13 protein-coding genes and 1 pseudogene are annotated in these 14,414 nt (G+C 74.3%); 9 read left to right on the top strand and 5 right to left on the bottom strand.

Annotation, left to right across the window (positions count from 1 at the left end; genetic code table 11):
* The 3 genes and pseudogenes from AB0K34_RS31880 to AB0K34_RS31870 all read right to left on the bottom strand — a co-directional run.
* A partial coding sequence (locus AB0K34_RS31880) for a DUF5685 family protein (protein WP_364552743.1) occupies positions 1-382 on the bottom strand: 382 nt, incomplete at its 3' end.
* A gap of 98 nt (positions 383-480) precedes the next feature.
* Positions 481-1,779 carry a helix-turn-helix domain-containing protein gene (locus AB0K34_RS31875; protein WP_138636018.1) on the bottom strand — a complete coding sequence of 433 codons (1,299 nt, stop codon included), beginning with the start codon at positions 1,777-1,779 and terminating at the stop codon, positions 481-483.
* Between the two features lie 12 nt (positions 1,780-1,791).
* A pseudogene (locus tag AB0K34_RS31870) lies at positions 1,792-2,100 on the bottom strand (helix-turn-helix domain-containing protein); the annotation flags it as partial.
* A gap of 192 nt (positions 2,101-2,292) precedes the next feature.
* Here AB0K34_RS31870 and AB0K34_RS31865 point away from each other — a divergent pair.
* The 9 genes from AB0K34_RS31865 (at position 2,293) to AB0K34_RS31825 (ending at position 11,143) form a co-directional block, all read left to right on the top strand.
* A complete protein-coding gene (locus AB0K34_RS31865; protein ID WP_138636017.1) occupies positions 2,293-3,738 on the top strand; it encodes an NCS2 family permease in 1,446 nt (481 codons plus the stop codon).
* Between the two features lie 138 nt (positions 3,739-3,876).
* Positions 3,877-5,700, top strand: a complete 1,824-nt coding sequence (locus AB0K34_RS31860) for a glycerate kinase (RefSeq protein WP_364552741.1) — start codon at positions 3,877-3,879, stop codon at positions 5,698-5,700.
* Positions 5,697-6,731 carry a RidA family protein gene (locus AB0K34_RS31855; protein WP_240807100.1) on the top strand — a complete coding sequence of 345 codons (1,035 nt, stop codon included), beginning with the start codon at positions 5,697-5,699 and terminating at the stop codon, positions 6,729-6,731. Before AB0K34_RS31860 ends, AB0K34_RS31855 begins: the two co-directional genes overlap by 4 nt.
* Positions 6,732-6,783: 52 nt before the next feature.
* A complete protein-coding gene (locus AB0K34_RS31850; RefSeq protein WP_138633000.1) occupies positions 6,784-7,275 on the top strand; it encodes a MaoC family dehydratase N-terminal domain-containing protein in 492 nt (163 codons plus the stop codon).
* Positions 7,272-7,676: a MaoC/PaaZ C-terminal domain-containing protein gene (locus AB0K34_RS31845; RefSeq protein ID WP_240807102.1), complete on the top strand. Its 405-nt coding sequence runs from the start codon at positions 7,272-7,274 to the stop codon at positions 7,674-7,676. Before AB0K34_RS31850 ends, AB0K34_RS31845 begins: the two co-directional genes overlap by 4 nt.
* Complete coding sequence (locus tag AB0K34_RS31840) at positions 7,673-8,815, top strand: acetyl-CoA acetyltransferase (RefSeq protein ID WP_301176984.1); 1,143 nt, start codon at positions 7,673-7,675, stop codon at positions 8,813-8,815. Before AB0K34_RS31845 ends, AB0K34_RS31840 begins: the two co-directional genes overlap by 4 nt.
* Positions 8,812-9,171: an OB-fold domain-containing protein gene (locus tag AB0K34_RS31835; RefSeq protein WP_138633005.1), complete on the top strand. Its 360-nt coding sequence runs from the start codon at positions 8,812-8,814 to the stop codon at positions 9,169-9,171. Before AB0K34_RS31840 ends, AB0K34_RS31835 begins: the two co-directional genes overlap by 4 nt.
* Positions 9,171-10,325: an acyl-CoA dehydrogenase family protein gene (locus AB0K34_RS31830; protein WP_138633008.1), complete on the top strand. Its 1,155-nt coding sequence runs from the start codon at positions 9,171-9,173 to the stop codon at positions 10,323-10,325. Before AB0K34_RS31835 ends, AB0K34_RS31830 begins: the two co-directional genes overlap by 1 nt.
* Positions 10,322-11,143: a CoA ester lyase gene (locus AB0K34_RS31825; protein ID WP_301176983.1), complete on the top strand. Its 822-nt coding sequence runs from the start codon at positions 10,322-10,324 to the stop codon at positions 11,141-11,143. Before AB0K34_RS31830 ends, AB0K34_RS31825 begins: the two co-directional genes overlap by 4 nt.
* Before the next feature lie 12 nt (positions 11,144-11,155).
* On the opposite strand, the gene AB0K34_RS31820 is transcribed toward AB0K34_RS31825, so the two are convergent.
* Together AB0K34_RS31820 and AB0K34_RS31815 are read right to left on the bottom strand one after the other, a co-directional pair.
* Positions 11,156-13,012, bottom strand: a complete 1,857-nt coding sequence (locus AB0K34_RS31820) for an APC family permease (RefSeq protein ID WP_301176982.1) — start codon at positions 13,010-13,012, stop codon at positions 11,156-11,158.
* The gene (locus AB0K34_RS31815; protein WP_138633017.1) at positions 13,005-14,216 is read right to left on the bottom strand and encodes an ammonium transporter; all 1,212 of its coding nucleotides are present in this window, start codon (positions 14,214-14,216) and stop codon (positions 13,005-13,007) included. Before AB0K34_RS31815 ends, AB0K34_RS31820 begins: the two co-directional genes overlap by 8 nt.
* Positions 14,217-14,414: the final 198 nt, after the last annotated feature.

Raw genomic sequence — 14,414 nt, 5'->3', positions numbered from 1 at the left:
CCGCCATCCGGCCCGCCGCGGCGGCGACCGCGCGGCGCGCGTAGGGCCCGTCGCCGTCCGCGACGTGGTCGCGGGTCTTACCGGCCGCGAGCAGCAGCGACGCGGCGGCGGCGAGCCGGGCGCCCTGCGCCTTCGCGGTGACGACCTCGGCGGTCTTCATCCCGCGCAGCGCGCACGGCCCGGCCTTGCGGCGCGGCGACAGCTCCGGCGCCTGCGCCTCGACCAGCACCGACACCAGCAGCCCGTCGTAGTTGGTGACGAGCCGCGCGGCCTGGCCGTGCTCGGCCCGCAGCGTCAGGCACAGCCCGCACAGATGGGCCATCCAGTCCTTGAACAGCGACCCGCACAGGACATGCCTGCACGGCCGGACGACACCGAACACCGGCGACTCCCCCCAGCTCCGACAACTCGCAGCATTATGGACGTCGCGCCGCCCGCGCCGGTTCGATCACACGCCGGTTCCCTCACCGGCCGGTCCGGTCACACGCCGACGCAGGTGAGCGCGCGCCGGTAGGCGGCCATCCGGGTCTCCTCGGCGGTGCCCGCCTCGGCCAGCACCTCGGCGAGGTCGAACCACGCCTGCGCGGCCTCCCGGGAGGACTCCATCTCCTCCAGGCAGGTCGCCGCCCGGGTCAGCACCTCGACGGCGCGGTCCCGGCGGCCGAGCCGCACCGACGCCTCGCCGAGCACGGTCAGCGCCCCGGCGGTGGCCCGGCGCGGGGCGTCCCCGAGCAGGTCGAGGGCCTCCTCGGCGAGCGCCACCGCCTCGGCGGGACGGCCGAGCGCGGTCTCGGCGCGGGCCAGCTCGGTCAGGCACCAGGCGACGTCGATCTCCCCGGACGAGCTGGCGCTGATCTCGCCGCGCACCCGGGCGAGCAGCTCGCGGGCGCGGGCGGCCTGGTCGGGCCGGGCGCGCAGCAGCAGCCCGGCGTAGATCACGCGGAGCCGGTTCAGGTCGCGGGGGTCCTCGCCGTCGCCGGCCAGCAGCAGCGCCCGCTCGGCCAGCGTGACGCCCTCCTCGTACTCCCCGCGGATCTCCGCGACGTAGGCGGCCTCCCAGTAGGCGACCATCCGCGCCCGGGGGCTGCCGATCCGCTCGGCCCGCTCGACGAGCTGGACGGCGAGGTGGCGGGCCCGGACGAGGTCGCCGCGCTCGATGAACGCCGCGAGCAGCGCGGCGCCGAGGTGCACGGCCGCGTCGGTGGAGTCGGCGCCGGTCGCGATGAGGTGGCGCAGCGCGGTCTCGGCCGCCTCGACGCCCGCGCTGACGTCGCCGCGCTCGCGCAGGCAGCGGCTCAGCGCGACGTGCACCTTCGCCCAGTGGTCGAGGTCGGCCTCGGCGGAGGCCTCCTCGGTCAGCGCCGTCAGCTCGGCGATCGCCCCCTCCAGCTCCCCCGCGGCCTCCAGCGCGAGGGCGTGCCCCCAGCGGGCCTGGTGCAGCATGTCCGGCAGCGCGACCGCGTCGGCGCTCGCGAGGACCTCGGCGAACCGGGCCCGCGCCTCGGCCGCCGCGCCGTTGCTCAGCGCGATCTCGGCGTAGTCGAGGGTGACGCGCAGCTCGTCCACGACGTCCTCGCTGACGCCGCTGACGAGGTAGGTCGCCGAGCAGTTCAGCTTCGCCGCGAGCAGCTCGACCACGCTCGGGGCCGGCACCCGCTTGTCGCTCTCGATCAGCGAGATGTAGCTGTCGGACAACTCGGGGAAGGCGAGCTGCGCCTGGCTCACGCCCTGCCGGATGCGCAGGGCGCGGATCCGCTGCCCCAGGGTCTCCCGGTCCATCTGTGCCACCGCCTACAAGGAGCTCGCCGGCCGCGTCGCGCGCAGGGCGAGGAAGAAGTCGACTCGATCCTCAAGTGTGCCGAGGTCCCGGCCGGTGAGGTCCTCGATTCGCCGGATTCGGTACCGAAGCGTGTTCACATGGACGTGCAGCCGTGTCGCGCTGCGCCGCCACGAGCCCGAGCAGGCCAGGAACACCTCCAGCGTGTGCACGAGCTCGGCGCGGCCGTCGCCGTCGTACTCCTCCAGCGGGCCGAGCAGCCGGGCGCGGAAGGACGAGCGCGTCCCCTCCGGCACCGAGGCCAGCAGCCGCGCGTAGGAGTCCGCGCAGGGCTCCGCGCGGCGGTTCCGCACCTCCCGCCCGGCCGGTTCGACCGAGTCTCGCATTCGCACCAGGGCAGGCTATAGCGGACGCCTCACCCTCGTCACGCTCCGAAGTCCGCAGCGGCTACTCTGTGCACGCCCAGTCCGGCCCCGACCGCCGGAATCCACGCTGCGGAAAGCGGAGCGCCCGCCATGTCCAAGATCAGTACCGCGAAGACCGACGATTCGCCGCCGGCGGGCGGGCGCGGGCCGCTGGAGCGGCTGTTCGACCTCACCGGGCGGCGCACCACCGTGGCGCGCGAGCTGCGCGGCGGCGTCACCACGTTCTTCGCGATGGCCTACATCATCCTGCTGAACCCGATCATCCTCGGCGGGGCGAAGGACGTCACGGGCGCGACGCTGTCGATCCCGCAGCTGACCACGATGACCGCGCTGTCCGCCGCGGTCACCACGGTGATCATGGGCCTGGTGGGCAACGCGCCGCTGGCGCTCGCCGCGGGCCTCGGCATCAACGCGGTCGTGGCGTTCCAGGCGGCGCCGGTGATGACCTGGCCGCAGGCGATGGGCCTGGTGGTGATCGAGGGCGCGGTCATCGTGGTGCTGGCGCTCACCGGCATCCGCGAGCGGATCATGAACTCGATCCCGCTGGCGCTCAAGCACGCGATCGCGGTCGGCATCGGCGCGTTCATCGCGCTGGTCGGCCTCTACGACTCGGGGTTCGTCACCTCCAGCGCGACGAGCCCGCCGCTGTCGCTCGGCACCGGCGGCCACCTGTCGACGTGGCCGACGCTGGTGTTCGCGCTCACCCTGCTGCTGATGATCGTGCTCTACGTGCGGCGCGTGCCGGGCGCCATCCTGATCAGCATCGTCGCCGGGACGATCGGGGCCGTGGCCATCCAGGAGAACGCCTCCATCAAGGAGGGCGGCTGGGGCATCGTCACCCCGAACATGCCCGAGAAGCTGTTCGCGGCGCCCGACTTCGGGCTCTTCGGGGAGATCGACCTGTTCGGCGGCTTCGGCCGGGCCGGGGTCATCACCGCGCTGGTCGTGCTGTTCACCCTGGTGCTGTCGGGCTTCTTCGACGCGATGGGCACGATCCTCGGCATCAGCGACGAGGCGGGCCTGGTCAGCGAGAAGGGCGAGGTGCCGCGGCTCGGCCGGATCCTGTCGGTGGACGGCCTGTCCGCCGCGTTCGGCGGCATCACCAGCTCGTCCGCCAACACCGTGTTCGTGGAGTCGGCGGCCGGGGTCGGCGAGGGCGCCCGGACGGGCCTCGCCAACATCGCCACCGGCGCGCTGTTCACGGTGACGCTGTTCCTCACCCCGCTCGCCGCGACGGTCCCGGCGCAGGCCGCCGCGCCCGCGCTCGTCGTCGTCGGCGCGCTGATGATGACGCAGGTCGCCAAGGTGGACTGGAACGACCTGGAGATCACGATCCCGGCGTTCCTCACCATCGTGCTGATGCCGTTCACGTTCTCGATCACCATCGGGATCGGCGGCGGCATGGTCAGCTACGCGCTGATCAAGCTCGCCCGGGGCAAGGTCCGCGAGGTGTCGGTCTGGCTGTGGCCCGTGGTGGTGCTGTTCCTGGTCTTCTTCGCGATCAACCCGATCGAGCAGTGGCTGGACGTGCGGTAGCGGACCTCGGAACTCCGGGAGAACACGGCTCTGCGACCATTTGAGACTCTCGGGCGCGCTCGCGGGTGTCAAATAGTGCCGTCATGGCGTAAGCAGAAGGTAGGGCCTTACCCCCCCGGCGTGAAAGGCGTGGCTGTGGTGTCCGCGGACTCTCCCCCCCGTCCGTCTCCGCCAGGTCACGTCCTGCTGGCGCCTGACAGGTTCCCGGGAGCGCTGACCGCGGCGCAGGCGGCGCGGCGCCTCGCGGCCGGGCTGCGCCGCGCCCGGCCGGACGTGCCGCTGGTGGAGCTGCCCGTCGCCGACGGCGGCGAGGGCACCGTGGCGGCCGCGGTGGCGGCCGGCTGGCGGGCGGTCGAGGTCGAGGTGTGCGGGCCGACGGGCCGCCCGGTCACCGCGCGGCTGGCGGTGCGCGACCGCAGCGCGGTGGTGGAGCTGGCCGAGGCGTCCGGGCTGCGCCGGCTGCCCGGCGGCAAGCCGCGCCCGCTCACCGCGTCCAGCCTCGGCACCGGCCAGCTGCTCGGGCACGCGCTGCGGCTCGGCGCCCGCCGGATCGTGCTCGGCCTCGGCGGCGGCGCCTGCACCGACGGCGGCGCGGGCCTCGTCCAGGGGCTCGGCGGGCGGCTGCTGGACGCGCTCGGCAAGGACCTGCCGCCCGGCGGCGCGGCGCTGCGCTCGCTGCACGCCCTCGACCTGCGCGGCCTGCCCGACATGTCCGGCGTCGAGGTGGTGGTGGCGGGCGACTCCGCGGGGCCGCTGCTCGGCCGCGGCGGCGCCGCCGCCGTGCGCACCGCCCGCGACCTCGGCGGGGGCCGCGCGGAGGCGACCGTCATCGGCGGGCCGCCCGGCGCGCCCCGGGTGACCCGCGCCGAGGCCGCGTTCGCCAACGGCGTCCTGATGCACGCGCTCGACTTCGACGACACCCACGCGGGCGGGCTCGTGCACGCCTGCGCCCCGGTCGTCCCGGTCGCGCTGGCGGAGGCGGAGGCGCTCGGCCGCACCGGCGCGGACCTGCTGCTCGGCGCCGTCGTCGGGCTGGAGGCCGTCTGCCGGCTGGGCGCCGCCGCCCCGCACGGCTTCCACGCCCGCGGGCTGCACGCCACGGCCGCCTGCGGGGTGCTCGCGGCGGCGCTCACCGCGGCCCGGATGCGCGGGCTGCCCCCGGACACGGCCGTCCACGCGCTCGGCATCGCGGGCAGCCAGGCCGGCGGGCTGCTGGAGTTCCTCAACACCGGCGCGTCCACCAAGCAGCTGCACCCCGGGTTCGCCGCGCGCGGGGGAGTGCTCGCCACGACCCTCGCCTCCCACGGCGCCACCGGGCCCGACTCGGTCGTGGAGGGCGAGTACGGCCTGTACGGGGCGCTGCTCGGCCGCCGCGTCGAGCCCGCCGCCGTCCTGGACGGGCTCGGCGAGCGGTGGGAGCTGGCCCGCATCACCGTCAAGCCGTATCCCGCCTGCCAGCTCATGCACGCGCAGCTCGACGCCGCGCGGCGGCTCCACGGAAGGGCGGTCGAGAGCATCACCGCCGAGGTGCACCCGGACGCCGCGTCCATCGTCTGCGGCCCCGGCAAGGAGCGGCCGCGCACGCCCTACGACGCGAAGTTCAGCCTGCCGTGGAGCGTCGCCGCGATGGTGCTGGACGGCGAGGTGACCGCCGCGACCTACGACGACATCGACCGCCCCGAGGTGCTCGCGCTCGCCGCCCGCGTCCGCACGGAGGTCGTCGCGTTCCCCGGCGCCGCCGCCGACCAGCCGGGGCGGCTGCGCGCGGTCGCCCCGGACGGCGAGGTCGTCACCGCCGAGGTGGCGCGCAGCGGCGGCGGCCCCGACGACCCGCGCATCGACGCGACCGTCCGCGCCAAGGCGGTCGCCAACCTCGGCTCCGCGGACCGCGCCGACCTGATCCTCGGCCTGGCCGATCTGCCGTCGGTCCGGCCGCTGCTCACCAGTCTGGAGGAAGAGTGACTGTTCGGCTGCCCGCCTTCGCGGGGACGATCGAAGGCGCCTACGAGCGGGCCTTCGCCGAGCTCGGCAAGGCCGGCGCGGTGCCGGGCGACGTCGTGCACGTCGTCGAGTACGCCACCGCCGCCGCGCTCGGCGCCTACGCCGAGGTGGAGGCCGCCCGCGGCGCCGCGCTCGGCGGGCACCGCGCCCCGGTCGCGACCGTGGCGGTGGAGGCCCTGCCCGGCGGCGAGGACCTGTCGGTCGAGCTGACCGCGTATCCCGGCGGCGGCGAGCTGGTCGAGGCCGCCCCGGACGACGGCCTGCACCGCGGCGCCCTGCGCATCGCGGGCGGCATCGTCTACCTGCCGAGCGTCCACCCGCGCGGCGGCGACTTCCGCGCCCAGTACCGGCAGTGCCTGGAGCAGGCCGCCGATTTGCTGAAGGCCGCCGGGCTCGGGCTCGGCGCGCTCGTGCAGACCACCGACTACACGGCGTCCGAGACCCGCGCCGAGTACCCGCGCTGCGGCCGCCCGCGCAGGGAGCTGCTCGGCACCGCCGACGGGGTCTTCCCCGGCGCGGCGGGCATCATCGTCGACCAGCCGGTCATGCCGGGCGCGATGGTGTCGCTCGACGCGATCGCGTCCACGGCGGAGCTGCGCGCCGTCAACCCCGGCTGGAAGAGGTACGACACCCTCACCTACAAGCCGGGCGTCGCGGCCGGCGACACGCTGTTCATGTCGGGCTTCGGCGCGCTGGAGCCGGCGACCCAGAAGGGCATCTTCGACGGCGATCTGCTCGCCCAGGCCGAGTACACCTACGCGTCCATCGCCGCGACGCTCCGCGAGGCGGGCCTCGGCGACCGTCCTCCCTACCCGAGCGTCGTCCGGCTCGTCGAGTACATCACCCCCGCCGCGGTGGACGGCTACGACGAGGTCGCCGAGATCCGCCGCAAGTACTTCGGGGACGCACCCGCGGTGTCGTCGGTGGTGTGCTCGGCGCTGCTGCGCCCCGACTTCCTCATCGAGGTCGTGCCCACGGCGGTCCTGAAATGAGCGGAGCGAACCGGGACGTGCGAGGAGTCGTCCCGCCTCGAAGGAGCACACCATGAGCCTGCTGACCGAGGAGATGAAGGCGCTCGTCGGGCGCGAGGTCGTCTACACCGCGCCCGAGGAGCTGGGACGCGCCTCGATCCGGTACTTCGCCGAGGCCGTCGGCGACGCCAACCCGCTCTACACCGACGACGCCCACGCGCGCGAGCACGGCTACGGCGGCGTGGTCGCCCCGCCGACGCTCATCTTCGAGACGAACCAGTACACCGGCCTGCGCCGCGACGACGACGGGTTCGCCGGGCACAGCTGGCACCTGGACGTGCCCGGCACCCGGCTGGTGCGCGGCGGCAACTCCTACGAGTTCCACCGGCCCGTCCGCCCGGACGACGTCGTCACGGCCACCTGGCGGATCACCGGCATCACCGAGCGGGTCAACGGGCGCGGGCAGGCGATGCTCATCGTCACCTCCACCGCGACCTACACCGACCAGCGCGGCGAGCCGCTCGCCGCCAACGAGGAGACCCTGATCTACGTGGAGATCGCGTGACGGCCGCGGGGGAGGCGGTGCCGGAGCTGGTGCGCCGCATCGAGCTCGCCGACATGGTCGCCTACGCCGGCGCCACCTGGGACTGGCACCGCATGCACTACGACCCGGCGTTCCTTGAGCCGCGCAAGCTGCCCGCGCCCGTCGTGGACGGCCAGGTGTTCGGGGCGCTGCTGGCCGAGCAGGTGCAGGACTGGCTCGGCCCGTCCGCCCGGCTGGCGAAGCTGTCCTTCCGGTTCAAGAACCTGGTGTTCGCGGGGGAGACCGTCCGCTGCACCGGCACCGTCACCGCCGCGGAGGACGGCCTGCTGACCATCGAGCAGCAGGTCGTGGTGGTGGACGACGGCCGGGTCGCGGTCGCGCCGGCAGGCTGCCAGGTACGGCTCGGTGAGGGGACGCCGTGACCGTCGCCATCGCGGGCGCGGCCGAGTCCGACCTCGGCGTGACCGGGAAGTCGGTCCTCGGCCTCCAGGCGCAGGCCGTCACCCGGGCGCTGGACGACGCGGGCCTCGCGCTCGCCGACGTCGACGGGATCGCCACCACCGGGATCTCCCGCTTCTCCGCCACCCAGCTCGCCGACTACCTGGGGATCGAGCCGTCCTGGACGGACTCGACGTTCGCCGGCGGGTCCGCGTTCGAGATGTTCGTGGCGCGGGCCGCGCAGGCGATCGAGGCGGGCCAGTGCCGCACGGTCCTCATCACGTTCGCGTCGAACCAGCGGTCCGCGCGGTCACGGTCGCTCGGCGGCGTGCTCGACCCGCACACCCCGGAGACGGTGTTCGAGTCGCCCTACGCGCCGCTGTACCCGATCTCGTACTACGCGATGGCGGCGCAGCGGTACCTGCACGCCTACGGCGCCACCCGCGAGCAGCTCGCCGAGGTCGCCGTCGCCGCCCGCGACTGGGCGCTGCTCAACCCCAAGGCGTTCCGGTACGGCAAGGGCCCGCTGACCGCGCCGGACGTCCTCGGCGCGCCGCCGGTGTCCACGCCGCTGACCACCGCCGACTGCTGCCTGGTCACCGACGGCGGCGGCGCGGTCGTGCTCACCTCCCTGGAGCGGGCCCGCGACCTGCGCAGGCCCCCGGCGATCGTGCTCGGCTACGGGGAGTCGACGACCAACACCAGCATGACCTCGGCCGGCGACCTGCTGCGCCCCGGCTCGTTCGACTCCGGGCGGCGGGCGTTCGCGATGGCCGGGCTCACCCCGTCGGACGTCGACGTCGCCGAGGTCTACGACTCGTTCACCATCACCGTGCTGCTGACCCTGGAGGGCCTCGGCTTCTGCGCGCCGGGCGAGGCCGCCGGGTTCGTCGCGGACGGCCGGATCCGCCCCGGCGGCGGCCTCCCGCTCAACACCAACGGCGGCGGCCTGTCCTACTGCCATCCCGGCCAGTACGGGCTGCTGCTGCTCGTCGAGGCCGTCCGGCAGCTGCGCGGCGAGTGCGGGGACCGGCAGGTCGCCGGCGCCGAGATCGCGCTCGCGCACGGCACCGGCGGCATCCTGTCCAGCCACGCCACCGTCCTGCTGGGAGCGGACCGATGATCGAGGACGAATGGTGGGACGCGACCCGCGAGCGGCGCCTGGTCGTCCAGCGCTGCGCGTGCGGGCACGCCCAGCACTACCCGCGCGAACTCTGCACGGCCTGCGGCGGCACGGCGCTGGAGTTCGCGGAGGCGTCCGGGCGCGGCACCGTCGACTCCTTCACCGTCGTGCACCGCGCGCCCGCCCCCGACGTCGAGGTCCCGTACACGGTCGCGCGGGTCCGGCTCGCCGAGGGCCCGATCATCCTCAGCCATCTGGACGGCCCGGGGCCGTGGGCGTGCGACGAGCCGGTGCGGCTCGGCTGGCGGCCGCTGCCCGACGGCCGCAACCTCCCCATCTTCACCAAGGACGCCTGATGGACTTCGAACTGACCGAAGAGCAGCGGCTCTTCCGCGACACGCTCCGCGACTTCGTGGACCGCGAGATCCGCCCCGTGGTCCAGGAGTGGGAGGCGGCCGACCGGTACCCGGCCGAGATCGTCGAGACGATGAAGGGCCTCGGCCTGTTCGGGCTGACCGTCCCGGAGGAGTACGGCGGGCTCGGCGCCGACATGGTCTCCTTCGCCCTGGTCTTCGAGGAGATCTCCAAGGGCTGGATGGGCATCGCCGGCATCCTCGGCAGCCACTCGCTGTCCTGCTGGATGATCGCCCGGCACGGCACGCCGGAGCAGCGGGAGCGCTTCCTGCCCGACCTCGCCGCCGGGCGGCGCCGCACCGGCATCGGCCTCACCGAGCCGGGCGCCGGCACCGACCTGCAGGGCATCGCCACCACTGCGCGCCGCGACGGCGACCACTACGTCGTCGACGGGCGCAAGACGTGGATCACCAACGCCCGGCACGCGAGCCCGCTGCCCGTCCTGGTCAAGACCGACCCCGCCGCGTCCCCGGCGCACCGGGGCATGTCCGTCCTGCTGGTGGAGGACGGCTTCGAGGTGCTGCGGGACCTGCCCAAGCTCGGCTACAAGGGCACCGAGTCCTGCGAGATCGTGTTCGACGGCGTGCGCGTCCCGGCCGCGAACCTCCTCGGCGGCGTCGAGGGGCGCGGCATGCAGCAGGTGCTGTCCGGGCTGGAGACCGGCCGCATCAACGTCGCCGCCCGGTCGCTCGGCATCGCCCAGGCCGCCTACGACGAGGCGCTGCGGTACGCGGCGCAGCGGGAGGCGTTCGGCCGGCCCATCCAGGACTTCCAGGCGGTCCAGCTGAAGCTCGCGGACATGGCGATCAAGGTGCAGGCCGCGCGCCTGCTGGTCTACTGGGCCGCGTCCCGCGCCGACGCGGGCGACCGCGTCGACATGCAGGCGGGGATGGCCAAGACGTTCGCCAGCGAGGCCGCGATGGAGTGCGCGCTCGCCTCGATGCAGGTCCACGGCGGGTACGGCTACTCCAAGGAGTTCGCCGTCGAGCGCCTTTACCGGGACGCGCCGCTGATGAGCATCGGCGAGGGCACCAACGACATCATGCGGACCGTCATCGCCAAGGCCCTGACCTCGGGCAAGGAGACCGTCGGATGAGGACCACCGCGCTGTACGTGCCGGGCGACCGCCCCGACCGTCTCGCGAAGGCCCTGCGCAGCGGCGCGGGCGAGCTGATCGTCGACCTGGAGGACGCGGTGCCGGTCGCCGCGAAGGAGCGCACCCGCGCCGAGGTCGCCGCCTGGCTGCGGACGCTGCCCGCGGACCGGCCGGCGGTGACCGTCCGGATCAACCCCGGCGAGCACGGCCTCGCCGACGCCCGCGCGGTCGCCGGGCCGGGGCTGGACGGCCTGTGCGCCGCCAAGACCGAGAGCGCCGCCGGGTTGCGCGCCCTGGACGCGGTCCTCACTCGCGCGGGCCTGCCCGAGCTGCCGGTCGTCCCGCTGCTGGAGTCGGCGGCGGCGGTGTTCGCGGCGCGGGAGATCGCGTCCGCGCCCCGCGTCGCGGGCCTCCAGCTCGGCGAGGCGGACCTGGCCGCCGATCTCGGCGCCGCGCCGGGGCCGGACGAGTCGGAGCTGCTGTGGGCGCGGTCCCAGGTCGTCGCGGCGTCCGCCGCCGCCGGCCTGCCCGCGCCCATCGCCCCCGTGTCCACCGAGTTCCGGGACCTGGACGCCTTCCGGGCGACGACGCTGCGGCTCAAGCGGCTCGGCTTCCACGGCCGCGCCTGCATCCATCCCGCCCAGCTGCCGGTCGCCGACGAGGTCTTCACCCCGTCGCCGGAGGAGGTCGAGCGGGCCCGCGCGCTGCTCGCGGGCTACGAGGCGTCGCTCGCCTCCGGCTCGGCCGTCTTCACCGACGCCGACGGCCGTCTCGTGGACGAGGCCGTCGTCCGCGCCGCCCGCCGCCTGCTGTCCTGACCCGGCGGGCGCTCAGCCGGTGACGCGGTGCGGGACCATGCAGACCGGGACGTCCGGAACGTGCTCGCGCACCGCCTCCGCGAGGAGCAGGCTCCGCTGGTCGTAGAGGAACCGGTACCGGGGCCGGCTCGACTCGACGATCGGGATGAGCACCATGGACGGGCCGCCGCCGTCCGCCGCCACCCGCCGGACATGGTCGACGACGGGGCGGATCCTCGCGTCCTGCGGGCTGTCGAGGACGGTCAGCCGCACCCCGGGGTCCCAGCGGTCCCACCGCTCCCGGAGGGCGCGGGCGTCCTCCTCGCCGGTGCGCACCGCGACCGCGGCGACGTCGCCGCCGATGCTGAGCGCGGTGCTCAGGGCCCGTTCCGCCACCGTGCCGATGTCGTCCACCGGCACGATGATCTGCCACGCGGCGGGGGCCGCGTCCGGCCGGTGCGCCGGGACGCGGCCGAGCCGGAGCTCGGCGCCGACGCGGTCGTAGTAGCGGCGGATCCGCGCGAACAGCAGCATCAGCAGCGGCACCGCGACGACGACCGCCCACGCGCCCTCGGCGAACTTGGTGACGAGCAGGACCGCGGTCGCGACCGCGGTGAGGACGGCGCCGGTGCCGTTCAGCAGCGCCTTGCCCGCCCACTGGGGCGGGCGGAGCCGCGCCCAGTGCAGGACGAGCCCCGCCTGGCTGATGGTGAACCCGGTGAACACCCCGATCGCGAACAGCGGGAGCAGCCGGTGCGTCCGGGCGTCCACGGCGATCAGCAGCACGGCGGCGGCCGCCGCCACGGCGAGGACGCCGTACCGGTGCACCGGCCGCTCGCCGCGCAGCGTGAACAGGTGCGGCAGCCTGTGGTCCTTGGCGAGCAGGCTGAGCAGGACGGGCAGGCCGCCGAAGCTGGTGTTGGCGGCGAGCGTCAGCGCGACCGCGACGATCAGCCCGGCCGCCTGGTAGAGCCAGCCGGTGCCGTAGGCGCCCGCGGTGAGCTGGGCGAGCAGCGTCACGCCGGCGCGCGGGGCGAGGACGTCCCGCCGGATCAGCAGCGCCAGCCCGATGAGCATCACGCCGAGCAGCGCGCCCAGCATCAGCTCGGTGCGCTGCGCCCGCGCGACGCGCGGCCGGCGGAACATCGGCACCCCGTTGGCGATGGCCTCCACCCCGGTCAGCGCGGCGCATCCGGCCGAGAACGCCTTGAGGATGAGCAGCACGCCCAGCGCCTCGTGCGGCTGCGGGAGGACCGCGCCGCCGACGGACGCGACCGAGTGCCCCCGGATCAGGCCGACCACGATGATGCCGAGGACGGTGGCGATGAACAGCAGGGTCGGCGCCATCAGGAAGCGGGCGCTGTCGGTGATCCCGTAGAGGTTCACCGCCGTGAGCACCAGCAGCACCGCCAGCGCCACCGCCAGCGTGTGCGGGCGCAGCGCCGGGAACGCCGAGGCGAGGGTGGCGGCGCCCGACGCGAGGCTGACCGCCACGGTGAGGACGTAGTCCACGATCAGCGCGGCGGCGGCGAGCATGCCCATCCGCGGCCCCATGTCCGTCTTCGCCACCGCGTAGGACCCGCCGCCGTCGGGGTGCACGGCGATCACCTGCCGGTACGACACCACCAGCACGATGAGCAGCGCGACGATGGCCAGGGTCACCGGCAGGGTGCGGCGCACCTCGGTGAGGCCCGCGGTGACCAGCACCAGCGCGATCGCCTCCGGCCCGTAGGCGACGGAGCTGAGCGCGTCCAGCGACAGCGCGACCAGTCCCTGCGGGCTGGTGAGGTGGCTCTTGTCGCCCTCCCCGTGCCGCCGCTGGAGCTTCGGCCGCCGCGGGCCCGAGAACGGCCCGCGCGCGTGGACGAGCGCCCGGCCGGGATCAGTCATCGGCGAACGCGGCGTCCATGCCCCGCGCCTGCTCCTCCTCGGTCGTCCGCATCCGGAACAGCCGGTCGATGATCTTGCCGATGAGGTAGGTGGCGAGGAAGGCGTAGGCGGCGACGGCGAGCACCGCGACGACCTGCTTGCCGAGCACCGAGGCCGGGCCGCCGTAGAACAGCCCCGGCGTGCCGCGCTCCCAGCCGGTGGACAGGAAGCCGAGCGCCACCACCCCGACGATCCCGCCGGCGCCGTGGATCCCGACGACGTCGAGGGTGTCGTCGTACCCGGCGACGAGCTTCAGCTCCACCGCGTAGCTGCACACCAGCGCGGCCAGCACGCCGACCGCGAACGCGCCCTCGACGCTGACGAAGGCGCAGGACGGGGTGATGGCGACCAGCCCGGCCAGCGCGCCGCTGGTGGAGCCGAGCTTGGTCAGCTGCCGGAAGCGGAGCCATTCCAGCGTCCGCCAGGCCAGCATCCCGGCGCAGCCCGCGATCATCGTGCTGACGAAGGCCCGGGTCGCCAGCGCGCCGTCGGTCAGCGCCGATCCGGCGTTGAAGCCGAACCAGCCGAACCACAGCAGGCCGAGGCCGAGCAGCACGAACGGGATGTTGCCCGGGCGGGGGCCCTCGCCGCGCCGGAACGCGATGCCCGGCCCCAGGACGATCGCCATCGCGAGCCCCGAGATGCCGGAGTTCAGCTCGACGACCAGCCCGCCCGCGAAGTCCATGACGCCCCATTTGCTGAGCCATCCCGAGTCGGCGAAGACCCAGTGCGCGATGGGGAGGTAGACCACGGTCACCCACACGATGACGAACAGGACCCACGGCCCGAACCGGGCGCGCCCCGCGATCGAGCCGCTGATCAGCGCGACCGTGATGATCGCGAACGTCAGCTGGAAGCAGACGTAGATCTGCTTCGGGATGGCGCCCTGCAGCGCGGTGGGCGCGATGTGCCCGAGCCGCCAGTCGCCCCAGCCGATGAGCCCGAGGCCGCCCGCGTCCTCGCCGAACGCGATCCCGTACCCGTAGAGGAACCACAGGATCGTGACGAGGCTGATCGAGATGAAGCTCATGTAGAGCATCGACAGCATGTTCTTCGAGCGGACCATGCCGCCGTAGAAATAGGCGAGGCCGGGAGTCATGAGGAGCACCATCGCGGTGCTCACCATCAGCCAGGCGGAATCCCCCGTATTGAGGCCCGTCGACATATGCGAACCAATCGTCGATCCGTCTCGACCCGAGAGCGCGGCGGGTGAGCTTCCGCATTTATGGTTCGCGTCCGGACGGTCCGGCAAACTCGACATTCCATGCCTTGACCAATGATTTGCCGCCAACGGTTTTTCTCGGTGCGGAAACGTGGGAAGCGTCCTGGTTGTCGTGCACGTTGTTGAACGCGGGCCGTTGGG

Origin of the sequence: Actinomadura sp. NPDC049382, assembly GCF_040677125.1 — a bacterium.
In the GTDB taxonomy this organism is placed as follows: domain Bacteria; phylum Actinomycetota; class Actinomycetes; order Streptosporangiales; family Streptosporangiaceae; genus Spirillospora; species Spirillospora geliboluensis.
Note: the sequence above shows the minus strand (reverse complement) of the source record. Positions and strands in the feature narration are given on the sequence as shown.

Excerpts from the sequence above, each read along its gene's own strand:
- AB0K34_RS31875 (WP_138636018.1), bottom strand. The coding sequence starts at position 1,779 with ATGGACCGGGAGACCCTGGGGCAGCGGATCCGCGCCCTGCGCATCCGG.
- AB0K34_RS31815 (WP_138633017.1), bottom strand. The coding sequence starts at position 14,216 with ATGTCGACGGGCCTCAATACGGGGGATTCCGCCTGGCTGATGGTGAGC.
- AB0K34_RS31865 (WP_138636017.1), top strand. The coding sequence starts at position 2,293 with ATGTCCAAGATCAGTACCGCGAAGACCGACGATTCGCCGCCGGCGGGC.
- AB0K34_RS31830 (WP_138633008.1), top strand. The coding sequence starts at position 9,171 with ATGGACTTCGAACTGACCGAAGAGCAGCGGCTCTTCCGCGACACGCTC.
- AB0K34_RS31850 (WP_138633000.1), top strand. The coding sequence starts at position 6,784 with ATGAGCCTGCTGACCGAGGAGATGAAGGCGCTCGTCGGGCGCGAGGTC.
- AB0K34_RS31825 (WP_301176983.1), top strand. The coding sequence starts at position 10,322 with ATGAGGACCACCGCGCTGTACGTGCCGGGCGACCGCCCCGACCGTCTC.
- AB0K34_RS31820 (WP_301176982.1), bottom strand. The coding sequence starts at position 13,012 with ATGACTGATCCCGGCCGGGCGCTCGTCCACGCGCGCGGGCCGTTCTCG.
- AB0K34_RS31835 (WP_138633005.1), top strand. The coding sequence starts at position 8,812 with ATGATCGAGGACGAATGGTGGGACGCGACCCGCGAGCGGCGCCTGGTC.